This is a genomic window from Botrimarina colliarenosi (genome assembly GCF_007859955.1).
GTDB classification, from domain to species: Bacteria; Planctomycetota; Planctomycetia; order Pirellulales; family Lacipirellulaceae; genus Botrimarina; species Botrimarina colliarenosi.
Genome location: NZ_SJPR01000009.1, coordinates 21,819 through 46,512, shown reverse-complemented (window position 1 = coordinate 46,512; position 24,694 = coordinate 21,819). Strand labels below are relative to the sequence as shown.

Here is a 24,694-nt window from a genome sequence, read left to right as displayed (position 1 = left end):
GGTCTTAGTCACCGTCCCGCCAATTCCGTGCAACTCAGGCTTCGACAATTCGCATCGAATAGCCAGCTCCGATTTGCAGCCACCGCGTCTGTGCACGGCGTCGCGCGGGTGCAAGTCGGCACGGCTGAAGACCCGGTCGCGAGTAGCTTCCCATCAGACTCGCCATTTCCCCATAACACCGTCCATAATGCCGATGTCGGGCCCGCCAAGCCCAATGAACCAGAAGTAAGTGAGAGCACGACGCTATGCCGCATTCGCATGACCATGTCGCCACCAATCATGGTCGAGCCTTTGCGATCGGCGTAGGTCTGAATATCGCTTATGTTCTCGTCGAAGCGGGTTTTGGATTCGCCACGGGCTCACTGGCGCTGCTTTCTGACGCCGGTCATAACCTCAGCGATGTCTTTGGCTTGCTCCTTGCTTGGGGAGGGCACGCGTTGGCGTCGATCTCGCCCTCGCGTCGTCGTACCTACGGATGGCGCGGCGCGACCGTGCTGGCCGCCCTTCTCAACGCCCTGTTGCTTCTGGCCGCGATTGGCGGAATCGCTTGGGAAGCCGTTCGACGATTTAGCGAGCCCGCCGAGCTCGGCGGGCTGTCGATCGTTGCGGTCGCAGGCATGGGGGTCGTCATCAACGCCGCCACGGCGATGCTGTTCTGGTCCGATCGACGGGACGACCTGAACATTCGCGGCGCGTTTCTCCACATGGCGGCCGACACGGGGGTCTCCGTGGGGGTGGTCGTCGCGGGGCTCGGCATCTGGGCCACCGGCTGGGCCTGGATCGACCCGGTGACCAGCTTGGTGATTGCGGCGGTCGTCTTTGTGAGCACCTGGAACCTGCTGAGGGAGTCTTCCAACCTCGCCGTTTAGGGTGTTCCCGAAGGAATCGATTCCGACGCTGTTCGGCGTTTCCTGGAATCGCTTGACGGCGTGACGGCCTGCCATGACTTGCACATCTGGGCAATCAGCACGCGCGAAACGGCGCTGACGGCCCACCTCGTTCGACCGGTCGTTGAAAACGACGACGGCTTGCTGCGGCTCATCCAGGAACAACTGCACGATCGCTTTGCGATTGAGCACACGACGATCCAGATCGAGCGTGAACCACAGCACTGTCGGCAGGCGAGCGATGACTTCGTCTGAAATCTCGGCTGGCGCCGGTCGGTCCAGGCGGCGGACGCCCCCGTGACGCCATCAAGGAAGAATTGTGTGGCCGTCGTGACCAACGCGGCTGCACAATCGCGTCAAGCCATCGAGCTTGACTCACCGATAGGATAGGTGGAGAGTTATCGGCATGCGTTCCTTCCTCGCCATTCTGCTCGCCGCCGGGCTACTGCAATCGCAGTTGGCTGCGGGCTGCCATTGCCAGCACAGGCATGGATCGGACCGCTGCGAAGCCGAGCCTTCGGGCTGTGAGCACGCTTCTTTCTTCAGCGATGGTGACCACCACCACGACTGCGGAGATCACGGAGCGAGCTCATTGCGTCACCAGCCAGTTCCGACCCCGTGCGACGGGTGCCCGACCTGCTCGGCAGCCGACCCGGATGGCCTGCTGATCGAGGCCGTCTCCGAAGTGGCGGGTTCGTCGGGAATCGCCCTCTGGAATGCCGAGCCGCACGTGCTTGCTTCCCAGTTGGCTCGTCGATCGGCCAACGCGGTGGCGATCCGCCCGGGTCCGCCACAGTCGCTGCTCAGTCAGGGCACGCTGCTGCGCATTTGAGGCGCCCCTCTGGGCTTTCTGCCCTGTCATGCCCCTTACCGGCGTGACGCCCGTCCCACGTTGAAGTCCCGAAGCTACCGGTGCGCCTGCGCGCACGTCGGCTTCGGTCCGTCCCATTGCAATTTTGGAGAATATCCATGCGATTATTCATCGCCGCTGCGCTACTATCAGCGGTCGTTCACGCTCTTCCGACTCGGGTCGCCGCGGCGCCCGGTCAGGCTCAGGCGGGGCATGATCACGCCGCCCACGACCACGCCGCTCACGATCACGCCGAAGCGGGCCCTCACGGCGGGGCGCTCTTCGAGCTCGGCGCCGAGGCATACCACGCGGAGCTGGTGCTCGACGAAAAGATGGACCAAGTGACTGTGGTGCTGCTCGACAGCGCCGCGAGTCGGCAGGTCGCGATTAGCGAGCCTTACCTGCTGGTGAATGTCCGTGGCGGGGGCAAGCCGCGGCAGTATCGACTTGCCCCGCTGTATGCCCAGGGGAAGCCGGCGTCGGGGCCAACCGCCATGTATGCGCTGGTCAGCAAGCCGCTGATGGGCGACCTGCACCGGCACGACGCCTCCGCCAAGTTGGTGGTCCGTGTCGCGGGCAAGCCGTATTCGACGTCGCTTGAGCACGATCACGACCACAGCGGCCACAACCACTGATCGATCCTCGTGCGTTGGTGCGGCGCGGCGGGTGATCCGTCACCCCCGCGCCGCCCCGCGCACTCGCCCCGAGAGAACCGATGAAACCTTCCCCGCCAAGCAAGTTGTCGCTCGGTCTTGTGGTGAGTGTGATCCTCTTATTCCTAGCTTTCGCGGGAGGTGTCGTCACCGCTTCGCTCGACTCGCCGATCTCGCGGTGGGCGAAGCATTTCACCGCGTCGCAGGATGCCGCCGAGGAAAACCACGATGATAACGACCATGACGAAGGCGAGGCCGGTCATGAAGGCCATGACCACGTAGGCCACAGCGACGAGGCGTCGCTCGAACTGTCCGAGGCCGCCATGGCGAACCTTGGCCTCGGCCCCGAGACGGTCCGCCCGATCGATATGTCGACGTTCGTTCGCACGGTCTCCGTTCCTGCGGTGGTTGTCGAGCGGCCGGGACGAAGCCGGCTGCCGGTCAGTGCGCCGCTGACCGGCGTCGTGACCCACGTCCACGCCGTCACGGGAGAGGCGGTCCCGAGCGGGACCCTGCTGTTTCAGTTGCGGCTGACGCACGAAGAGCTCGTCAACTCGCAGAAGGAGTTCTTGCAGACGCTTGGCGACCTGGACGTCGAGCAGAAGGAGGTCGCCCGCGTCGAGGGGGTGAGCGCGAGCGGCGCCATCGCGGGCAAGGTGTTGCTGGAGCGGCAGTACGCCCGCGACAAGTTGCTTGCCTCGCTCGCGTCGCAGCGCGAGGCCCTCCGGCTCCACGGTCTGTCTGTTGAGCAGATTCAGCGGATAGAAACTGAGCGACGGTTGCTCACCCAGCTTCGGTTGTACGCCCCCATTATTGACGATCACGACCATGACGAGGATTCGCCGGATGAGATGCGGCTGAGCGGCGTGGCGCCAGTTAGCCAAGCCGCCTTCGTTGAAGAGGGCCCGCTCGCGGCGCCGGAACCGCTCGAACACGCCGGGCACGGCCCTCCTTTGGTGATTCAGTCGCTCTCGGTCCACAAGGGCGAGACCGTCGACATCGGCGAGGTCCTCTGTGTGTTGGCGGACTATGCGCAGCTCTACATCGAGGGGCAGGCGTTCGAGAGCGACGGCGCTGCGATCGCCGAGGCAAAGCGACGCGGATGGCGGGCGACTGCGACTGTCGAGAACGCCGGTAAGGAACGCGACGTCACGGGCTTGCCGATCGCCTACCTGGCCAACGAGATCGATCCCAAATCGCGTACGCTCCCGTTCTATGTCGAATTGCCGAACGAGGTGACCGACGACACTGAGAACGACCGAGGCCAACGGTTTGTCACGTGGCGCTACCGTCCCGGTCAGCGGATGCAGCTCCAGGTGCCCGTCGAAGAGTGGACGGATCAGATCGTTCTGCCCACCGACGCCGTCGTCAAAGAGGGGCCGGACAGCTTCGTGTTTGTCCAGAACGGCGACCACTTCGACCGCATCGCGGTCCACGAACGTTATCGCGATCGGAAGTCGGTGGTGGTCGCCAACGACGGAGCGGTCTTTCCTGGCGACACTGTGGCCCTGACCGGCGCGCACCAAATGCAGCTTGCGTTGAAGAACAAGGCGGGCGGGGCGATCGACCCCCATGCCGGCCACAACCACTGAGAAGGCGCCGCCGATGCTCAACGCGATTATCCGATTCTCGCTGCGCAATCAGCTCCTGGTCCTCGGCGCCGCCCTCGCGGTGATGGCGGGGGGGGTCTGGTCGGCCTTGCACACGCCGATCGATGTCTTCCCCGACCTCAACCGGCCCCGTGTTGTGGTCATGACCGAGGCGCCCGGCCTCGCCCCTGAAGAAGTCGAGTCGCTGATCACCTTTCCGCTGGAGACGGCGCTCAACGGCGCCAACGGTGTTCAGGCGGTGCGGAGCGCTTCGGGCATTGGCCTCTCCGTGATCTACGTCGAGTTCGACTACGGCACTGACATCTACGTCGACCGCCAGGTCGTCGCCGAACGACTCGCCTTAGTGACCGACCGGATGCCCATGGGGGTGAGCCCCCAACTGGCTCCGATCTCTTCGATCATGGGCCAGATCCTCATGCTCGGGATGTGGAGCGAAGGGGGCGTCACCGACCCGATCGAGCTGCGGACACGGGCCGACTGGGTCCTTCGGCAACGGCTGCTGACCATTCCGGGGGTCGCCCAGGTCTTCACGATGGGAGGCGGGCGCAAACAGTTCCAAGTGCTCGTCGACCCGGCCGCGCAGCGACGCTACGGCGTAACGCTCGAAGAAGTCCGCGACGCGATCTCAAAATCGAACCAGAACGCCACCGGCGGCTATCTGGACCAGCAGGGGCCCAACGAGCTGCTCGTCAGGGCGATTGGTCGGGTCCAGTCGATCGAGGACCTCCAGAAGGTCGCCGTTACGATCCGGGACGGGCGACCCGTGACCCTTGCCCAGGTGGCTCAGATCATTGAAGGCCCCCAGATCAAGCGGGGCGACGGGTCCGCTTACGTGCGTGAAGACGACGGCGACTTCTCCGGGGGGCCGGCGGTTATTCTGACCATCAACAAGCAGCCGGGCGCCGACACCCGCAAGCTCCATCAAACCATTCTCGACGCGGTGGCCGAAACACGCGGCGCGCTGGGCGACGATGTCCGTATCGAGCCGCTGTACGCGCAGCGGGCTTTTATCGACCGGGCGCTGACGAACGTCGCCGAGGCGCTGCGAGACGGCTGCGTGTTGGTCGTCATCATCCTTTTTGCGTTTCTGCTGAACGTCCGCACGACGTTTATCTCGTTAACGGCGATTCCCCTCTCGCTCGCCATGACGGTGCTCGTCTTCCGATGGTTTGGCCTGTCGATCAACACCATGACGCTCGGCGGTCTTGCCGTGGCGATCGGCGAATTGGTTGACGATGCGATCGTCGATGTTGAGAACATCTACCGTCGGCTCAACGAGAACCGACGGGCGGCCAACCCCAAGCCCGCCTTGCGCGTCGTCTACGACGCCAGCCTCGAAGTCCGCAGCTCGATCGTCTTTAGCACGATCATTGTCTGCCTCGTGTTCTTGCCCCTCTTCGCGCTGTCGGGGATGGAGGGCCGCCTCTTTGCGCCGCTGGGAATTGCTTACGTCGTCTCAATCGGGGCGTCGCTGCTGGTCTCCCTGACCGTGACGCCGGTGCTGTCTTACCTGATGCTTGGTCACAGCCGCTTGCGGGGACACGAGAATGAAGGTCCGCTGCTGAGATTCTTAAAGTGGTTGGCAAGCGGCGTGATCCGCTTCAGCCTCCACTCGCCGTGGCTGAACCTCGCCGCGGTGACCGCGGCGGTCGCTATCGCGATGGCGACGCTCTTTCAGCTTGAGAGAGACTTCCTCCCCCCCTTCAACGAAGGGTCCGTTCAGCTCAACGTGCTCCTCCCCCCGGGGACGTCGTTGTCGACCTCGAACAGCCTCAATCGACAGGTCGAGCGGCGGCTGTGCGAGAACCCCGACGTGATGGGATTCGTGCGCCGCACCGGACGCGCCGAGCTCGACGAGCACGCCGAGCCGGTCAGCGCCAGCGAGTACGTTATCGACCTCGACCCCGAGTCGCCGCGTTCGCGGGAGGAGCAGTTGACGACGATCCGCCAGATGATGGACGAGTTTCCGGGGGTCGTCTCCGCCACCGAGCAGCCGATCGCCCACCTCATTTCGCACATGCTCTCGGGGGTCAAGGCGCAGGTCGGCATCAAGCTGTTCGGCGACGATCTCGACGTGCTCCGGCGCGAGGCAGAGAAGACGCGCGCAGCGATCGCCGGCGTGCCGGGCGTCCGTGACCTGCTGGTTGAGCAGCAGACCTTGATCCCGCAACTGCGTGTCGAACTCGACCGCGACAAACTGCTGGTGAACGGCCTCTCGGTCGAGCAGGTGAACCAGATGATCGAGACGGCTATGAATGGCCATGTCGTGTCGGAGGTGCTTATTGGACAACGCAGCTTCGACCTGATCGTGCGACTGGAAGAAGACGCGCGGGAGGACATCAACGTGCTACGACGCCTGCCGATCGAAACCCCGGGCGGGGGCGTCGTGCCGCTCGAAGCGGTGGCTAAGATTTATACGTCGGCCGGCCCCAACGTCGTCAAACGCGAACAAGTACGTCGCCGTATCGTCGTGCAGTGCAACGTCGCTGACCGCGGATTAGTGGACGTCGTCCAAGAGATCAAGGAGCGACTCATCCCGGTCCAGCAAGGGCTGCCGGCGGGCTACTACTTCGAGTACAGCGGGCAGTTCGAGAGTCAACAGAACGCGTCGCGGCTGATCGGATGGCTCTTCGCCGGCTCGTTGTTAGGCGTATTCCTCGTGCTCTACACGATGTTCAAGTCCGTGAACCTCGCCCTCCAGGTCATGGCGGCGGTGCCGATGGCGTTTATCGGATCGGTCGCTGCGCTCGTCCTGACGGGCCAGACACTGACGATCGCTAGCATCGTTGGCTTTATCTCGCTGGCGGGGATCGCCTCGCGGAACGGCATTCTGCTGCTCCAGCACTACCTCCATCTCGTGAAGTACGAGGGCGAGTCGTGGACGCACGAGATGATCCTCCGCGGCGGGCTCGAACGCTTGGCGCCGGTCCTGATGACAGCCCTGACGGCAGGAATCGCCTTGGTGCCGTTGGTCCTCGCCGCCGGCGAGCCCGGTAAGGAGATTCTCTATCCCGTGGCGACAGTAATCCTCGGTGGGGTCATCAGCAGCACGCTGCTCGACTTCTTCGTCCACCCGGCGTTGTTCTGGCTCTTCGGCCGCAGGGAAGGGGAGCGGGTCGTCAACGGACCGACCGATCAGCTGTCGACCACTCCAACGGACCCCGCTTTGTAGGAATTGGAGTCGCGTCAGTTACGTACCGAACGGTGAGGGGCAGATACGTTGCCTGGATTCTCGCTGCGATAGGACCGCCGGGTGTTGTCGCCATCAATCGGGGTCGACTTGCCGCTTGCCGACTTGTCCGCCCCGCATGACGGACACGAAGGCGATCGCCGTTGCAAAGCTGATCGCGGCCGGAACGAGCCAGAAGGTGGTCCAGTCGTAGGGCGGCTGCGAGACGCCTTCCGGAGTCAAGAAGAGCTCTTGGCATTTGCCCACCGTCAAGGCTCCCAGCAAGTGACCTAAGCCGATGGCCGCCAAGGCGTAGAGCCCCTGCGCGGCGCCGCGACTCTGCGGGCCCACCAATCGGTCGGTGTACATCGGACCCGCCACGTAGATGAAGGCGAAGCAGGGGCCGTGAAGCAAGACCGCCGCGTAGACGGCCAGGCTCGTCCCGTACGACGCGCCGGCGGCGAGGCAAACGTAACGGAGGGTCCATGCCACCATCCCGGCGACGAGAACCCCCTTCAGTCCGAGGCGGTGGATTAACAGTGGCATCACGAGCAGCACCATCATTTCGGAGACCTGCCCGAACGTCATCAACGCAGCCGGGTTGGGGTACCCTTCGCGATTCAAGAACGCGTTGCCGTAGTTGTTGTAGGCCATGCTGGGGACGCAAGCGAAAAGCGAAATCGCTAGAAACGCAACGAGACGTCGATTCGCAAGCAATTCGCGGCACTCGCCGATCACGCTTTGCAGCAGGATCGGCCCCTGTCGTTCGGCGGGCGTCGCGGGGAGCGTCATCGCATAGATCGCCACCAAGACATCCGCTACGGCGCCAATCCAGAGTGGCGTGCGGGTGGCTTCGATCGATTCTCCCGTGGTCCACGGCCAGACAAGGCCAACGAAGATGCCGGCGCTAATCCACCCAAAGGCGCCGAACAGACGCACTAATGGGAACTCGACATCGGCTTTCGCAAGATGACGCAGCGCGACCTTGTTCATCAGGGCGACGGTCGGGACGTAGCACTGAAAGTACGTGACCAGACAAAGAAAGAACCCGAGTTCGCTCTGACTCGTGGCCATCCCCACCGCTGAGGCCGCGCACCCGAAGTGGAGCATCGACACCAATCGCTGAGCCGGCCAGAGACGGTCGCTGAGGAGCCCCATGACAAAGGGCGAGACGAGCCCTCCGATGGCGCCCGCCGCGGTGCTGTAACCGACGAACCCGGCCGAGTAAACGCCCGACCCTTGATCGCCGGTGTTGGCGGCAAGGTAGGTGCCGATCGTGACGCCCCAGACGCCGAGCGGGCACGATTGCAGGAACATCATCAGCGAGAGGCTGGCCAACAAACGCGCCGGCGTGCTGTGCTCGGCGTCGCCGATCGGGTCAGCGGCGTCGCTCATCGATTCGCCCAAAGGGTCGGGGTCTTACTCACAGGCGGCTGAGTCCCGAGGCAGGCGACGTCAACGTTAGTGACGCATGCGACTCACCGCAGCCAACGGCGTCATAAGCCCCAATGTACGTCAAGGCGAGCCGGCGCCGAAGTGGGTAGGGCATACCCCTTCGAGCGGGCTACGCCGCGGCGCCTCGGCCTAGCGAGGGCGGTCGGCTACCGCCGCGAGAACAACGCGGCGCCGGTGGCTAGGGCCGCCAGCGCGGGGGTCGCCGGCTCTGGGACGCTTATCAAGGCGGCGTTCCTCAGGGCGAGGCTGTCTCGCCAGACCGTGTAGTCGGCCGCATCGACGCGTCCGTCTTGATTGCCATCGGCGCCACCGCCGTAGAGGGCGAGTTGCGAGCCAAGTGAAGCCGACCACACGCCGTAGTCATTGAGATCAACGTCGCCGTCGCCGTCAAAATCGCCCCGAGGGGCGACGGCTTCGAGAGCGGCCTCGGCCTGACCAATCTGGAGATTCGTCAGCAGATCCGAGACCGTGTCGAGTTCGCCTTCGATGGCGGCGTCACCCGCGTACTTCTTGCGGGCAAGGTAAAGGCGATGGACGAGCCGCAACTCCTCCTCGCCGTAAGCGACCCCCGTGAACTGCTGCACCTTCTTGAGGTACTCGAACCCGGTCTCGATAGTCGGTTCGAACATGGTCCCCTCGCCAAAGTCGTTGAAGGTGGCGAGCTGGACGAAATCGACGTTGTTGGCGTAAGTCGTCGCCAGACTCAGCAGCGCGTCGAGGGTCTGGCCACCGTCGTGCGGGATCTCGAAGGGGACCACGTTGCCGACACCCCCCTCGACGTAGTAGTCGTCGAAACCGGGGTAGGCGACGCCACCCGCGACCCCCTGCTGTGGCGCGCGGATGCGGTAAAAATTGCGCTGGTGCGTGAGGTGGTTGTCCTGCGCCGCATCCTCATAGATCCACGCGTACTCGCCCGCGGCGTTGGAGCCGGCGTCCGCCGACTCGTACCAGAGCGTCAGTAGGTCGACCGGCTCGCCCGCCTGGGCGAGGACCTGTGTCCAGTCGCTCTCTTGCTGGAACGTGATCGGACCGAAGACCGGCAAGAGCGGTTTCTGCTCGGCGCCCAGTCGGATGTAGTTCGGTTGATTGAAGTAGTGGTCGCGGAGATACGCGACGTTGGCCTTCCCCTGATTGAGGTTGGCAGAGAACCGATCTTCCATCACAACGCCGAAGTCGAGCCCGACGTTATCGACACGATCGACAACGGCGTTGCTGCTGGTCAGCAGGTTGTTGATGTCGCCGTTCGTCCCCTGCTGGCCGTACCAGTCGATGAGCAGCCCATCGACGCCCGACAGCTTCATCAACAGCAGGTGGTACTCGATGACGTCCGCGTCGCGTGAAGCGTAGGGCCCAATGAGCGGGTAGTAGTGCGACGCGATCTGCCGCTTCCCCGTCTCGTCGACAAGGTTGGGGTTTCGGTTGTTGAACTTCCAATGGTAACCCCAGTTATTGCCGCCGAGCGTGTCCGGCGTTTCAAACCAGGGCATGTAGTGCATGAAGACTTTCGTCGGATTCGTCTTCACGACCTCGGCCGCTTGCGCCAAGACCGAAGCGGGCGCGATCACCACCGCTAGCAGCGAGGCGAGACTGATTAAGCAGCGACTCATGCGTGTGTCCCGGCCGTTGAGCATCGTAATCGGCGTGGCGTCGGAGAGGCGCCTCGGGGGGCGAGGCCGCTACTCCTGATTCGTTTCGCCCAGGTTGCGGCTTCCACGAGCCCGGTGAACCTCAAGGTCAATATCATAGCTGACGCTCGCCACCGACCCATCGCAGTAAACCACCTGGAAAACCGAAGGGTGCGCGGCTCCAAAGTTGAACGAGAGCGAGCCGCCGCTGGCGGGCGCGTAGGTGTTGCCAACAGAAGTCTGCCAGGCTTCGTATTCCGTCGACGTCATGTCGGCAAGCGGAGGGACCCAGGCCGAAACGATCGAATCGCGGTCGAACCCGTTGTAGGCCGACTGGTCGTCGAACAGTGAGGTGCCGGTCGTGTAGAGGTCCGACTCACGCATCCGCTCACCAGCGACATAGGTCTTGGAGGTCCCGTCGCTGATCTTCCGCATCGGAACCGGTTCGCGACCGAGGATCACGCCGTTCCCGCCGGCCCCCATATTGCTTACCCATTTGTTGATGCCCAACTGCGGGTTCTTGGCGTCCCAGGTCGTCGCTTCCGCAAAGGTGGCGGGTCCCGGGCCATCGATGAGCTGGAAGCTGCGGATCGCCACCGCTTTCTCCTGGTCCGATCCAGTTGACGTCGCCGCGTCGTAGGCTTGCTGAGTGCCACCCCCGCGGCAACCGCCGTAGTCGCTTCGGTACGCGGCGGCGGGGTCGACCGTGAAGTCGGCCGTCGTGTTGTTGTAGTCCGAGTTTGAGTTGCTGGCGTTGCTCACAAGCGGGTAGGGCTCCGCGGGCCGGCGGCTGGGGCAGTTCATCACCGAGACGCTCGCCACCAAGAGCCGGGCCATCGCTTGGTCGCGCGCCGGGCTGCTCGCAGCGGTGCCGGCGCCGATGTCGCGGATCGACCCCTCCTCCATAAAGGCGAGGATCCCGTAGAGCCAGCTACCGGGCTGATCGCGGCCGTAGCCGCCATCTGGCTCGGGGAGCCAGCGATACCCCCAGCCACCGGCGGGGAAAGCCCCGTGGGTGTCGTGGTGGTTCTGCAGGGCCAAGCCGATGTTCTTGAGGTTGCTCTTGCACTGCGTGCGTCGCGCCGCCTCACGCGCCGCCTGCACCGCCGGTAGCAAGAGGGCGATCAGGATTCCGATGATCGCGATCACGACCAGAAGCTCGACGAGCGTGAACGCGCCTCGGTTCGGCGATCTATTTGTCGACTGCATATGGTTGCCTCCTTGATTAGCAGAGAAGACGTCGAGGCTTGCCGGGCCCATCCCGTCAGACGATCGAGTAGGGCGTCGATGCGTGGCGGGGAGAAAAACCATCCCCGCCACGGTCAGACCGTCGCCTGCCTGCCCGGTCACGGTCGGCGTCCCGCAGCGGCGAACCACCCCAGTGACGCCGCCAACACCAACACCGACGACACCGGTTCGGGCGTAGCCGTGGCGAGCCCCGCGCTAACGCCGTAGTTGCCGCTCCAGAGCGTGTAGTCACCCGCATCTACCGTGCCGCTTCCGTCACCGGCGCCGCCGAGAAGGGCCTCGTCGCCGTTGAGGTTATCTCTCCAGACCGTGTAGTCGGCGGCGTCGACCCTTCCGTCACGGTTGAAGTCACCGTCGACCGCGGGGGCGTTGATGCCGACCAACTTCATAGCATTCAGATAGCCTTCGGCGCCCGTCGAACCGATGAACTCGACATACAGAATGTTGTCGGCCTGCGGAGCGATCCCACTGAGCGTGGCGACGGTGTCACGATTGTGCAGTGAGGGATCGAGCGAGTCTTGCACGTCGAGCGACACCGTATCAACAAGCGTCGTGTAGGTATTGTCGGTATAGACCGAGTACACGGTGGTCGCGTCGGTGCTGTACTTGTGAGACCCGAAGAAGCTCAGGTCGTAGACTTTTAGAGGGTCAAGCGACTGGATCTCGAACCGAACCGCGTTGTCGGCGAGCGACGGTCCGGCGACAAAATCGAACGCCGCTTGGAGCACACCCAGGTCTCCTAACGCGGGAGCGTCGATGTCCGTGAAGAAGACGTCGGTACCGACGGTCGTCGTGTCGGTTGCGCCGGCAGGGCCGTTGTAGCTGTCGGTCGCGACGGGCGTGCTAAAGCCGAAGTCGATCGTCGTCGGTTGGTTATCCGCGCCCAAGAGTCCGGGGTAGAACACGCCGGTCCGCAGGCTATTCCAATAGTTGCCGTTGATATCAGGGCTCGGCGAGGAGACCCCCCGGAACGATGCGTCGTTGCCGAAATCGAACAGCACCGTCTGCGCGCCGGCGGGGACCGCCGGCGCGCAAGCGAGCATTATGAGCACGAGGTTTCTACGAAACTTCCGTGCGCTATGCTGAAGAGAGGACATGACAGGTCACCTAAGCGCGAAGGGATAGATAAAGGGCCTAGACCCGACAACGCCGAGAAGCGGCCGCGATGCCGACCAACCCGATTGCGACGACCGCCGACGCCGGCTCAGGAACGGCCGTGATCTTTAGCGAGTTGAGGTAGCCGTAATCGCCATTCGTCCCGGTGAATTGGACATAGAGAATGTCACCCGTCTGGGGAGACAGTCCACTGATCGTCGCGACCGTATCACGGTTGTGCAGAGAGGGGTCGACCAGGTCTTGGATGTCAAGCGTGGCCGATCCGACCACGGTGCTGTACGTGTTGTCCGTGTAGACCGAGTAGAGGGTCGTGGCGTTTCCGCTGTACTTGTGCGACCCGAAGAAGGTCAGGTCGTACTGCTTGCTCGGGTCGAGGCCTTGGATCTCGAAACGCGTGTCCCGCTCGGCTACGAAGTCGAACGCCGCATTGAGGACGCCCAAGTCGCCGAGCGCGGCGGCGTCGATATCCGTGTTGCCAACGCTAGCGGCGGCGCCCGCGCTCGTGTCGCCCGCCGGGCCGTTGTAGCTGTCCGTGCCGACCGGGGTGCTGAACCCAAAGTCGATTGTGGTCGCCACGCCGTTCGTATCGATCAGGTCGGAGAAGAAGGCGCCGGGGGCGATGTTGTTCCAGTTGTTTCCATTCGCATCGGGGTTCACAACACTCAGGCCGCGGAACGACGTGTCGCTGCCGAAGTCAATCAGGACGGTCTGGGCAGACACGGTCGTAGCAACCAGAACCAGCGCCAGCACAGCCTGGCCGAGGATTAAACGAAGCATGGCGTTCATTACGCTCTCCAAGAGGGGTCGATCGAAACGAGTGATGAGAAAGGAAGACCTCGGTGCGCGGATTCGATTCAGCGATCGAATCCGCGGCGACAGGCGGTTCAGAATCCTTCCCCAATCCGCGCTGTAGGGACGATCCTTAGCCAACCACGAAAAAAACCAGCTGAGAAGTCAACGCTTGCGATAATCTCCGCACCGCTAGAAACACGACGCCCAACGGTGTCTTGGATAAGTCATGGAAAAGTTGCTCGCAGCTGAGCCACGGGTGGCCGCTACTGGCAGGACGGGAACCGGACCCAAACCCATAGCACCTACGCTATGCTATGCTAGGTTGGGTGTCAAGCAAATGCTCGACGGGTCGGACGAATCGCTTCCAAACGCCTCTCGAGCGTGCCGCCGAAGTCCCTGACGCCGAGCCGCAATGGCCGCGCGAAGCTCCTTAAATGCCGTCGTATTGGGCGCGAAACGTTGTTACGCGTACGCTCAAGAAAGTCGGCGTTCGCCGTATCCCGCTATCCGTAAGAGAAACGATGCCGGCGCCGACGAAATACAACGAGGTCATGTCGATCATCAAGCGACGGATCCAGGCTGGCGACTACCTCGTTGACAGCATCCCCGGCGAGCGGAGGCTCGCCGAAGAGACCGGCGTGAGCTACATGACGGCCCGGCGAGCGGTGCGTCAGCTGCTCGACGAGGAGGTGCTAGCGCGCGACGGATCGGGCTCGCTGGTGATCCACCCGACGTTCGCGAGATCGGCGAAGCCGGCCGAAGTCGTGCTTCTCTACCCGGCGTATCCGTCGAGCTATCTGACCCAACTCCGCGTGGTGGTCACCGAGGCGGCCGAGAAGCGAGGACTGGCGATCCGGCCGGGCCAATTCGTCCACTGGGACGACAAAGCGGTCGTTGACGTCGTCGAGCAGGCGAAGGGGACCGTGATCATCCCCTACGGCCCCGTCGTCCCGCAACGACTGATCGAGCACCTCCGCGCCAATAAGGTCGTCGTGCTTGACGGCGACTTCTCTGCGGAGGGATTGCCGTCGATCCGCCTCTTCTCGGACGCTTGTATCGAACGAGTCCTCGATCACTTCTGGGACCTTGGGCATCGTCACATCGATTGTCTTAACACGCAGAATCGCAACACCGAAATCAATCGCCGCATCGCGATCTGGCAGAACTGGTTGTCACGCAAGGGGGGGCGGGGCGATCTGCGAGACGATCCGGCCCCGATCTACACCGATCCGACTGCAACCGCGTACCGGCTCATGTCGCGTCTTCTCGACGAAGGCGAGTCCGAGGCGACGGGATTTATTGCGACGACCTGCCCGGCGGCGATCGGGTCGGTCCGCGCCTGCTACGAACGGGGGATCGTCGTAGGACGCGATCGTTCGATCGGGTCGATCAATCTTGAGCCGCCATCGGAGTACTTCTGCCCCTCGATCACGGGACTCAATACCCCCGACTTGACCGACCTGTTAGAGCGAAGCTTCGACTGGTTTGCCGGCGACCATGGCTGGCGTGGCGATCTGCTGATGGAGCCGACGAACTCGTCGCTCTTCCTCGGGGAATCGACGTCGGAACAAGCCAGCGAACGTAGCCGATCTTCGTTCGTTTAACTTGAATTACTCGCACCACCGCGGGTTCGGTGTGACGTCGCAACGGTGACGCTCCGGCGGGGCGTTCTCTACGAAATGCGCCGGGCTGGGCTCAATGCACCGGCACGCTTCCTGACTACTCGGTCGAAGGCGCGGACCGGAAGGGCCTCAGGTACCAACGTTTCGCCGCCCCGAGCGCCCGCCGGAGGTCGTCGGCGGCCAGCAGCGAGCAGGGGATCAAGAATAGAGTCACGAGCGTCGCAAAGAGGACCCCGAAGGCGAGCGACACCGCCATCGGGATCAGGAATTGCGCTTGGAGAGAACGATCCATCAGCAGCGGAACGAGACCCACGAAGGTGGTCACCGAGGTCAACATGATCGGCCGGAAACGTCGGGCCCCCGCTTGGAGCGCGGCCTCTTCGAGGGTGGCGCCCTTCTCTCGGCGGCGGTTGACGTAGTCGACCATCACTAGCGTGTCGTTCACCGCGACACCGGCCAGAGCGAGCATTCCAAAGACCGAAAGGTACGACGGCGTGATGTCCAACAAGATATGCCCGAGCAGGGCTCCGATGATCGCGAAGGGGACCGCCAGCATGACAAAGAACGGCTGTCCCATCGATTTCAGGGCGACCGCCAGCAGACCGTAGAGCGTGAACGCCAGCAGGCACGCGCCGATGATCGTTGTCCATTGGGCGTCCTCCGCCTCGGCAACGTAGCCGACATACTGGAACGAGAGGCCATGCGGTCGGCACAGCGCGCGAATCTTCGGCGTGAGTTCCTTCGCGATACCAAGGACATCGACCGTCTCATCGACCGGCTGGGCGCCGCAGAGCAGGACTTCCGCCCCGTCCTTGCGTCGCACCATCGAAGACGCTTTCTGAAAGTTGATTTCGGCCACCGTGGAGAGCGGCACCGCGGCCCCACGCGGCGTACGGATCCGCAATCGGTCGAGCGTGTGCAGCGACTCGCGCTGCTCACGTGGCAGTCGCACCATCACCCGGATGTCATCGACGCCACGCTGCACCCGTTGCGCTTCTTCGCCGAAAAACGCCTGTCGTATTTGCTGGGCGAGCTGCTGCTGGGTCAGACCGAGTTCGGCCGCGAGCGGCTTGAGCGACAGCTCCAACTCGTCCTGACCGTAGTTGACGCCGGACCAGGTCGAACTGAATCCGTCGTACTCTTGCAGGAGGGCGCGGATTTGGCGGGCGACTTCGGCCTTCGCGGGCGACATTGGCCCGCGTAGCTCGATGTTGAGGTTCTCGGTGTCGATGTCGCGGTCGTTCCGCACGCTGGCGTCGGCTCGGACGCGGAACTCGGAAGCCTCGGGGATCGGCCCGACGAGTTCGATCCAGCGTTTGACGAGTTCGCTGTTCTTCGGACCGGGCTCACTCCGTAGGGATGGCGCCATCACCTCGAAGGCAATGGCTCCGCGTGACTTGTCGAAGTCGCGGTGGATCCGCGCCGCGCCGACAATCTTCGAGATATTCTGGACCAGCGATTCGCCGCTACCTGGGTCGACAAACTCCTCTTGCAGCTTTAGCACCGCCGTCTCGATCCGGCTCATGTACCGGTCGGTCACGTCCAGAGGCGTGTCGTCCGGCATATCGAGCGACGCGGAGATCCGCTGGCGATCAACCGAGGGATACGCGACGAACTCCATCCGGCCGCTGAGGCAGTAACCCGCCATCAGGAGTCCCGACGCGACGAACAGGGCGAGCACCGACGACCGGTGTTGAACGGCTCGTTCTAGCGCTGGTTGGTAGATCCGCTCGATGAAGACCTCGAGGCCGTTGGCGACCGACCGTTGAAAACGTGTGAAGAGCGAGTTGCCACGGATCGGCTTGAGGTGCTTCAAGTGGGCCGGCAGGATGAGTTTCGACTCCACGAGCGAGAAGAGCAGCACCGGCGCGACGATCGGCGGCACCTGCGACGCGAAGTCGCCCCAAGTCCCTTCGAAGAAGGCGAGCGGAAGAAACGCGACGACTGTCGTCAGCGCGCCAAACGTGACCGGCGTGGCGACCTCGTGGGTCCCCTCGATCGCCGCCTCAAGCGGAGGCACGCCCTCGTTCAGCTTTTGATAGATGTTTTCGGCGGTCACGATTGCGTCATCGACGACGATGCCGACGACGATGATGAAACCGAAGAGGCTCATGACATTGGCCGTGATCCCGAACCACGGCATGAGCAACACGCCCCCGGCGAAGCCGACCGGAATGCCGACCACGATCCAGAAAGCCAACGCGGGACGGAGAAAAAGTCCCAGTAACAACAGCACCAGCACGGAACCCTGCAGCAGCGAATAGATCAGCGTGCTCAGCCGGCCCCGGATCGAGACCGACTCATCGTCCCAGACAAAGAGTTCGATGCCATCGGGGAAGCGGCTGCGCGACGTCCGCACGTAGTCGCGGACCTGGTTAGAGATATCGATCGCACTCTCTTTCCCCGTTCGCAGCACCTCGACAAAGAGCGACGGCTTGCCGTTGAATTCAACGATCTTGGCGCCTTCTTCAAAACCATCGTTGATGGTGGCGACCTCTCCGAGAAGGACGTCGGACCCATTGGACCGGCTTATCGGCAGCTCGCTGAACTCTCGCTCTGAGTAGGCTTGACCGCGCGTCCGGACGATGAAGGTCCCGCTTGGGCTGTCGATCGCCCCGGCCGGCAGGTCGATCGAGAACTGGCGGATCGCGTCCGACAGGTCTTGGAAGCTGAGCCCGTAGGAGACGAGCCTCTCGAGGTCGGCCTCGACACTAATTTCGTAGCGGCGGCCTCCCTGCACCTGCGCGCGGCTCACGCCAGGCAGCGCCAGGATGTCCTCTTGGACGCGGCGGGCGACTTCCCCCAGTTCCCTAGGGCTCAGCTCACCGGTGACGGCGACGCTCAGCACCTCCCACCAGTTGGAGGAGTCGGGAATTGATATCTGCGGCCGCTCGGTCTCATCCGGGAACGTGGTGATCGTATCAATCCGCGCCTGGATGTCGTCCATTAGCGCGCGGAGATTCGTCCCCGGCTCGGCGTTGATCCAGAGGCGGGCTTGTCCTCGAAAACCATCGGCGTTGAGCTCGCGGATCCCCTCGACCCCCTCGAGCGCTTCTTCGATCGGGATCAGGATCGCGCGTTCAACGTCTTTGGCCGTCGCGCCCCGGTAGACCATCTCGACCATGACCGTCTCGAAGCTCCGCTCGGGCGAAACCTCGAGCGGGATCTTGGTCGCCGCGGTATACGCGCCCGCGATGACGATCGCGATCATCAAGAAGTTGGCGGCGATGCCGTTGGTCGCAAACCAGCGAATCATGGGTCCCGCTCAGTTGGCGACTTTGTCGGTCGATTCGGCAGAACCCGAGTCGGCGATGGCCGGGCCCGAATCGGGCGCCGGGATGATTTCGACCTTCGACCCGATCGGCGTGTAGGTCATGGCTGTCGTGGCGAGCCAGTTCCCTTCCGGGATCGCCGCGGCCCGGACCAGCACATGGTCGGCGTCAGACCAGAGCGGCTGAACATTCATTGGCAGGAGCGTGTGCGCCACCGAGTCAACCAACACGATCTTGTCGAGCTGGCGGACCGCCCCGCGCGGTAAAGCGACCACGTCCTTGAGAACTTCCCCCTCGATCTCGGCGATGACCGGCTGCCCGATGCGTAAGGGCGGCGCGCCTGTACGTCGGCCGAAGGGGTCGTCGATCCGAGCGATTGCGAAGAGGTCCCGGGAGTTCTCGTCGAGCACTCCCTCGGTGCGAACGATTATACCGCGCCAGACTTGGTCGTCAGATACGACGATCGCGTCACGCAACGTAACGTTGACGGGGGGATCGTCCGCAAACTCCGGGAGCCGGAGGTGCGTCCGTTGCCTGCCGGAGATCGGCAACCGGACCTCGGCGAAGTCGATTGCAAACACCTCGCCCAAGGCCGAGTTGGCGCCCGCCATCTGGCCTTGCCCGATCAATTTGGACTGAACCCGACCGTCGAAAGGCGCCAACACCTTGGTCCGCGTCAGGTTGAGCTCGGCCTGCTTGACCTGGCTCCGCGCGAGATCGACATCGGCCTCGGCCTGCTCGCGTGCGGCGGAGGCGGCGTCGACCTCGGCCTTGGAAACGGCGTTGGATTCGATCAGCTCAAGCTTTCGCTCCTCCGTGAGCCTTGTCAGCTCCAGCGCGGAGCGGGCCGCCGCTAGCTGTGCTTTGGAGATTGCTAGCTGAGTCTGGTAGTTCCGCGGGTCGATCTCGACCAGGACCTCTCCCGCTTCGAAGTAAGCCCCTACCTCGAACGACGGGCTCACCTTGACGATGACGCCGCCAATCTCCGCCGCAAGCGTCACGCGGTTGTGCGGCTGGACGACCGCATTGGTGCGGACGATCACCGGGAAGTCGACGACCTTGAGCTCCTCCACTCGGGTGCGGAGCATCACCTCTTCTTCTTGTGCAGGGGGCTCTACCTCGACGCTACCAGCGAGGCGCACAAAGCCCAACCAGCCCGCCAAGAGGATCGCGCAGGGAATCGCGAGGCGTAGCAGAACACGGCCCGGCTCGGTTTTCGATTCGGTCGGCTTCGTCATTAACTCGGCGTCGCCCGGCTTGCGCCGGGCCTGGGAAGAGGGCTCTGGGCCCTACCGGAGCAACCAGAACGGTTCATCTAGTGCGATCATAGTCACGGGACGCTCGGGCGACACTCCCGGCCAGCGGAGCGGCCGGGTCGAGTTTGCCGGTCGCCGGGCCTGTGAGGACTGTAGCGAGGGTGGGGCCGCCGTCGTCAGAAGGTTCTCGATCTCTGGCAGGTCGGTTGCACGCCTGGCGCCAAAATCAACGAAAAAGCAGGTGGTAGGGACCATTCTTGTGCTGCCGGTCGTGGCGGCGGTAGGGGCGTCAGTTGTATGGGCTGCGATCATCACCAGCGGCGGACCCTCCCAGCGGGTCGCTGGGCGGTTGTTTCGACCGTCGCCTTGGCGATCGGCGTTCTCGGCTGTACGAGCCCGCGGCAGTGGGTCGCCAACGGCTTCAAGGTGGGGCCGAATTACTGCCAACCCGGCGCCCAGGTGGCGGAAGATTGGATCGACTCGGATGACAAGCGGGTTCTTACCGAACCGGTCGAACACGAGGCTTGGTGGTCCGGCTTCAACGATCCGGTTCTCAACGAGCTTGTCGCCGAGGCGTACCGTCAGAACCTGACGCTCCGCGAGGCCGGCGGGCGGATCTTTGAAGCGCGAGCGCTCCGTCGTATCGCGGTCGGGAATTTCTTTCCCCAGCAGCAGGACTTCTCGGCGTCGTACTCGCACAACCTGACAACGGGCTCGGGATTCGATCGACACTTCAGCGTCTGGCGGGGGTCCTTCAGCTTGGCGTGGGAAGTCGACTTCTGGGGCCGCTACCGTCGCGCCATCGAATCATCGGACGCGGCTCTCGACGCGTCGGTCTTTGACTACGGCGACGTCGTCGTGACGCTCGTGGCGGATGTCGCCGCGACCTACATCGATATCCGCACCACGCAGACGCGTCTCGAACTCGTCGCGCGGAACGTGGACAACCAACGTAAGACGTACGACCTCACCCAAAAGCGGCGACAGGCCGGCGAGGCGAGCGAGGTCGACGTTCAGCAGGCGAAGTCGAGCCTCGCGCAGACCGAGGCGTTCGTGCCGCAACTGGAGCTGGCGCTGCGTCAGAGTCAAAACCAGCTTTGCGTCTTGCTGGGCATCCCGCCGGAGGACTTGGGGCCGCGTCTGGGCGAGGGCCGCATTCCGAATGTCGATCCGGAAATCGCCGTCGGTATCCCGGCGGCGACGCTGATGCGCCGGCCGGACGTCCGCCGTGCCGAACGCCAACTTGCGGCTCAGAGCGCGCTCATTGGCGTCGCCGAGGCGGACCTCTACCCGCAGATCTCGCTGGTCGGAACGGTGGGCCGAAGCGCGAATCAGTTTGCAGACATCTTCCGCGGCGGCTCAGGCTTTGGCTCGGTCGGCCCCAACCTGACTTGGAACCTGTTGAACTATGGCCGGATCTTCGGATCGATCGAGGTCCAGCAGGCGCGTTTCCAACAGCTGCTCTCGAGCTATCGCCAAACGGTGCTGCTCGCGAACCTCGAAGCCGAGAACGCGATCGCCCAGTTCCTCCGCGCCCAAGAGCGTCTTGAGTCGCAGCTCGTCGCGGCCGAGGCCGCCGGAAAGACGAACGACCTGATCAATGAGCTCTTTGAGAAGGGCGACGAGAACGCCGACTTCAACCGGGTTTTCAACGTCCAAAACTTCAAGACCCAGCAAGAAGAGTCGGCGGCAATCGCCAAGGGAGCGGTTGCGCAGGGGGTGGTGGCGATCTACCGCTCCGTTGGAGGCGGCTGGCCGTCGCCGTTCCTAGCTCAGCCTGTCGTCAGCCCCCCCGTTACGGCCGAGACGATGGAGGCGCCGGATGCCGAGGAAGTCCCCGCCGACTTGCCGGCGCTCAACCTACCAGCCCCCTGACCGGCCGTGAGCGAGGCCATTCGAATCGTGGGCTGGAGGACATCTTGGTCCAGAGCTGCTCAATCCTTCGGTTCCGGCTCGCCACGCTCCGAATCGAGCAGCTGCAGCACGAAGTCGACTTCGTAAGGCTGGTCGGCAGGAAGGGTGTACTTGGACATCGTCTGCTTACCCCAGCTGTTGTCGCCGCCGACGCCGTGCACCCTGGCGTCGATATTGACGTTGATAAAATCCCGCTGCGGCAGCTCATGCGGGTGGGTCGCGTCGCGAAGGTCCTCCTCGGTGTAGGGCCAGGCTCGGAGGGTCAGCGGCGTCCGTCCTTCGATTCTCAGCCCACCTTCGGAGTCGCGTAGCTCGAGCCATCGGACGTCGGTGCGAGCGCCGTTGTCTTGGGGGAACAGGTACTTCGTGGGGAAAGCCTCGAAGGGCGTCTCGTACAGCCCGAGCAGCGCGGACGAGTTCCGGTCTTCGTAGTTCTCGTGGGGACCGCGCCCATACCACACGACACGATCGGTATCGGCAGCCAAGCCAAGCCTCATCCCAAATTTTGGCAACGACGGCGCCTCGCCGGCATTGTCCGGCTGGTAGGAGGCGATGACATGCAACTGCCCGGATGGGAGGAGGGCGTACGTCAGACGGAGGTGGGAGTCGGCGACTGGCAGCTTGAAAAGGAACTCAACGACCTCGCCTTCGACTTGGCGACGGCTCTGCCGGGAGCCAATCAATTTCCGTTCTTCGGCGGCGGTCTTCCAAACGCCGAGGCGCCGCTCGAAGCCGTTGTTGGCTTGGTTGCGGTTCGTGGGCTTCCAGAAGTAAGGCTCGAGCGGGCGGGCGAGTCGGTTGCGGCCGCCGCTCCACCAAGCCGTTAGCGCTCCGGTGCGGGGATCGAACTCGAACGAATCGCCCTGCGGTCCGGTCAACTTCAGAGCGCCCGCCGCTGCCTGCCGGTTGTCCTCGACCGACACCGGGATCAGCGGTGATTGAGCGTCCTTAGTGGGCTGCGGGGTTCTTAGCAGGAACTGCTCGCGGGCGACGACGAATCCCGCCGGCGCCCAGCTGCAAGGTTGGGCTAAGACGGCGTACACGGCGCCGGCGTACTCGCAACCGTCCGCAGGGAGATTCGCAAAAGCGCTTATCGGCATTGAGGCCGACTCGCCCGGGCCGCAAGCGGGCGGCGTTACGTCGCCCCCGTCGACGCGCTCGCCATCGGCGAGCAGCTCCCAGCGCCACCGCAACGCGGAGAGGTTGGTGAAGTCGTAGCGGTTCGATACTCGGATAGCGCCGGCCGAATCGGACAGCTCCATCCTGACAGGTTGGTAGACCTTCTGGACTTCGTAGTAGTGCGGGTGCGGGTCGCGGTCGGGGCCGACGAGACCGTTAAGGCAGAAGTCGCGGTCGTTGGGCTGGTCGCCAAAGTCACCCCCGTACGCCCAGAACTCGCCCTTGCGTAGCTCGAGCGATGCGGGATCGTCGCCGTAGCGCAACTTTCCTTCAAGCGGTTTAGCGAGGCCTTGGTCGACCCAATCCCAGATGGCCGCACCGACGTAGTCGTCGTAACGGTAGAGGGCGTCGACGTGCTCCTGAAGATTGCCGCCGGAGTTCCCCATCATGTGGGCGTATTCGCGGACCAAGACGCCCTTGTCGTGCGGCTTGGAGAAATGGCGGTCGAGTTCGGCCACCGTGGGGTAATCGATGTCGACCCAGTCGCTCACCCGCGGGTCGGCGTGGTAGAAATAGGGCCGTGTGGCGTCGGCTTTCTCCATCGCGGCCCGCATTGCGATGAGGTTGCGGCCCGCCCCCCCCTCGTTGCCGAGCGACCAGATGGCGACGCAGGCGTGATTTTTGTCGCGCTCGACCATCGAGACGCCGCGGTCGATGTGGGCCAACTCCCACAGCGGATCGTCGCCCAAGGTTCGGCTGCCCATGCCGAAGCCGTGGCTCTCTTGGTTCGCTTCGTCCATGACGTAAAGGCCGTACTCATCGCAGAGCTCGTACCAGACCGGATCATTGGGGTAGTGGCTGGTGCGGACGAAGTTGATGTTGGCTCGCTTGATCAACTCGACGTCGCGGACCATGGTCGCCCGATCGATGTAGCGGCCTGTGCGTGGGTGGTGCTCGTGGCGGTTGACGCCCTTGAGCTTGACCTCGCGGCCGTTCACCAAGAACCGCTTCCCGCGGTGCTCGTACGTGCGGATCCCCCACCGACAAGGGATCGCCTCGAGCACATCGCCCGAGGCGTCTCGCACCGTCAGCACGACGCGGTAGAGCTCGGGGGTCTCGGCAGACCACAGCCGCGGCTTTGGAATGTCGAATCGGAGCTCGGCTTGCGCCGCTTTGGTGACGGCGGCCGGAGCCGTTGACGCCTCGGCGATCGGTCTCCCGTCGGGGTCGTAGAGCGTCCCTGCAACGGTCAGCCCCTCCGCGCCGTTGTTGGAGAAATTGCGGAGACCGACCGCGGCACGGATCGTCGCCGAGGAGTGGTCCGCTGCGATTTCGTTGGTGAGATGGAAGTCGTAAAGGCAAGTCGTCGGCCGGGCCACGAGATCGACATCACGGAAGATGCCCGAAAGCCGCCACATGTCCTGGTCTTCGAGGTAGCTGCCATCACTCCACCGATAGACCTCTACTGCGAGCAGGTTCTCGCCCGGCTTGAGGAATTCGGTGACGTCGAATTCGGCGGGACTCATGCTGTCTTGGCTGTAGCCGACGCGCTGGCCATTGACCCACACGTAGAACGCCGACTTCACGCCGCCAAAAAGCAAGAAGACGCGATCACCTTCCCAGTCGTTGGGTAGCTTGAAATTGCGGGAGTAGCTTCCGACCGGATTGCGGAGCTTGTACTGGGTAAAGTCCTCGGGTGGGTCGAGCGTCACCCGCGGCGGCGCCTTTCGGAATGGATAGCGGACATTCGTGTAGATCGGCACGCCATAGCCCTGCGTCTGCCAGTTGCCGGGCACGACGATCTCGTCCCAGTTCTCCGTGTCGAAACCGGGTTGGTGGAACCCGGTCGGGCGTTGCTCGGGAGTTGGCGCCCAGTGAAACTTCCAACGTCCGTTTAGACTGGCGACCCGCTCAGACTCCCCGCCAGCGCGCGCGGTTTCTGCCGAGGCGTAGGGCGTGTAGGTCGCCCGCACCGGCTGGCGATTGATCTGGACGACAGCCGGATTCTCCCAGTCGGGGGGGCCGGCGACCGCGATCGTTGCGACCGACGTCGCGAAAGAGAGACCAACACAGAGGCTTGCCAGCTTAAACATGTGGTTCAAATCA

At 63.7% G+C, this 24,694-nt stretch carries 16 protein-coding genes; 8 read left to right on the top strand and 8 right to left on the bottom strand.

Annotation, left to right across the window (positions count from 1 at the left end; translation table 11 throughout):
* The first annotated feature begins 245 nt into the window (after positions 1–245).
* The 6 genes from Pla108_RS19640 to Pla108_RS19620 all read left to right on the top strand — a co-directional run bounded on the left by Pla108_RS19640 (position 246) and on the right by Pla108_RS19620 (position 7,172).
* Complete coding sequence (locus Pla108_RS19640; RefSeq protein ID WP_197526735.1) at positions 246–869, top strand: cation diffusion facilitator family transporter; 624 nt, start codon at positions 246–248, stop codon at positions 867–869.
* 15 nt (positions 870–884) lie between these two features.
* A complete protein-coding gene (locus Pla108_RS21115) occupies positions 885–1,142 on the top strand; it encodes a cation transporter dimerization domain-containing protein (RefSeq protein WP_449240204.1) in 258 nt (85 codons plus the stop codon).
* A gap of 151 nt (positions 1,143–1,293) precedes the next feature.
* Entirely contained in the window at positions 1,294–1,719 is a 426-nt protein-coding gene (locus Pla108_RS19635; RefSeq protein WP_146446687.1) for a hypothetical protein, read from the top strand.
* 137 nt (positions 1,720–1,856) lie between these two features.
* Positions 1,857–2,372, top strand: coding sequence for a hypothetical protein (locus Pla108_RS19630; protein ID WP_146446686.1), 516 nt, complete (start codon positions 1,857–1,859; stop codon positions 2,370–2,372).
* Positions 2,373–2,452: 80 nt separating this feature from the next.
* A complete protein-coding gene (locus Pla108_RS19625) occupies positions 2,453–3,982 on the top strand; it encodes an efflux RND transporter periplasmic adaptor subunit (RefSeq protein ID WP_146446685.1) in 1,530 nt (509 codons plus the stop codon).
* A 13-nt stretch (positions 3,983–3,995) separates the two neighbouring features.
* Positions 3,996–7,172 carry an efflux RND transporter permease subunit gene (locus Pla108_RS19620; protein WP_146446742.1) on the top strand — a complete coding sequence of 1,059 codons (3,177 nt, stop codon included), beginning with the start codon at positions 3,996–3,998 and terminating at the stop codon, positions 7,170–7,172.
* Between the two features lie 93 nt (positions 7,173–7,265).
* Here Pla108_RS19620 and Pla108_RS19615 read toward each other — a convergent pair whose 3' ends face one another.
* From Pla108_RS19615 to Pla108_RS19595, 5 genes are all read right to left on the bottom strand, one after another.
* Positions 7,266–8,564 (bottom strand): MFS transporter, encoded by a 1,299-nt coding sequence (locus tag Pla108_RS19615; RefSeq protein ID WP_146446684.1) that lies wholly within the window; start codon positions 8,562–8,564, stop codon positions 7,266–7,268.
* Between the two features lie 206 nt (positions 8,565–8,770).
* Positions 8,771–10,231: a glycoside hydrolase family 71/99-like protein gene (locus Pla108_RS19610; RefSeq protein WP_197526733.1), complete on the bottom strand. Its 1,461-nt coding sequence runs from the start codon at positions 10,229–10,231 to the stop codon at positions 8,771–8,773.
* A 69-nt stretch (positions 10,232–10,300) separates the two neighbouring features.
* Complete coding sequence (locus Pla108_RS19605) at positions 10,301–11,458, bottom strand: DUF1559 family PulG-like putative transporter (protein ID WP_146446682.1); 1,158 nt, start codon at positions 11,456–11,458, stop codon at positions 10,301–10,303.
* Between the two features lie 137 nt (positions 11,459–11,595).
* The gene (locus Pla108_RS19600) at positions 11,596–12,594 is read right to left on the bottom strand and encodes a hypothetical protein (RefSeq protein WP_231934563.1); all 999 of its coding nucleotides are present in this window, start codon (positions 12,592–12,594) and stop codon (positions 11,596–11,598) included.
* A 37-nt stretch (positions 12,595–12,631) separates the two neighbouring features.
* A complete protein-coding gene (locus tag Pla108_RS19595; RefSeq protein ID WP_146446680.1) occupies positions 12,632–13,399 on the bottom strand; it encodes a hypothetical protein in 768 nt (255 codons plus the stop codon).
* A gap of 527 nt (positions 13,400–13,926) precedes the next feature.
* Here Pla108_RS19595 and Pla108_RS19590 point away from each other — a divergent pair.
* Positions 13,927–15,009 (top strand): GntR family transcriptional regulator, encoded by a 1,083-nt coding sequence (locus Pla108_RS19590; protein ID WP_197526732.1) that lies wholly within the window; start codon positions 13,927–13,929, stop codon positions 15,007–15,009.
* A gap of 115 nt (positions 15,010–15,124) precedes the next feature.
* On the opposite strand, the gene Pla108_RS19585 is transcribed toward Pla108_RS19590, so the two are convergent.
* Positions 15,125–18,283 carry an efflux RND transporter permease subunit gene (locus tag Pla108_RS19585; protein WP_146446678.1) on the bottom strand — a complete coding sequence of 1,053 codons (3,159 nt, stop codon included), beginning with the start codon at positions 18,281–18,283 and terminating at the stop codon, positions 15,125–15,127.
* Positions 18,284–18,292: 9 nt separating this feature from the next.
* A complete protein-coding gene (locus Pla108_RS19580) occupies positions 18,293–19,537 on the bottom strand; it encodes an efflux RND transporter periplasmic adaptor subunit (RefSeq protein ID WP_146446677.1) in 1,245 nt (414 codons plus the stop codon).
* Between the two features lie 315 nt (positions 19,538–19,852).
* Here Pla108_RS19580 and Pla108_RS19575 point away from each other — a divergent pair, with 315 nt between their 5' ends.
* Positions 19,853–21,430 carry an efflux transporter outer membrane subunit gene (locus Pla108_RS19575; protein WP_146446676.1) on the top strand — a complete coding sequence of 526 codons (1,578 nt, stop codon included), beginning with the start codon at positions 19,853–19,855 and terminating at the stop codon, positions 21,428–21,430.
* 59 nt (positions 21,431–21,489) lie between these two features.
* On the opposite strand, the gene Pla108_RS19570 is transcribed toward Pla108_RS19575, so the two are convergent.
* Complete coding sequence (locus Pla108_RS19570) at positions 21,490–24,681, bottom strand: glycoside hydrolase family 2 TIM barrel-domain containing protein (RefSeq protein ID WP_197526731.1); 3,192 nt, start codon at positions 24,679–24,681, stop codon at positions 21,490–21,492.
* Between the last annotated feature and the right edge of the window lie 13 nt (positions 24,682–24,694).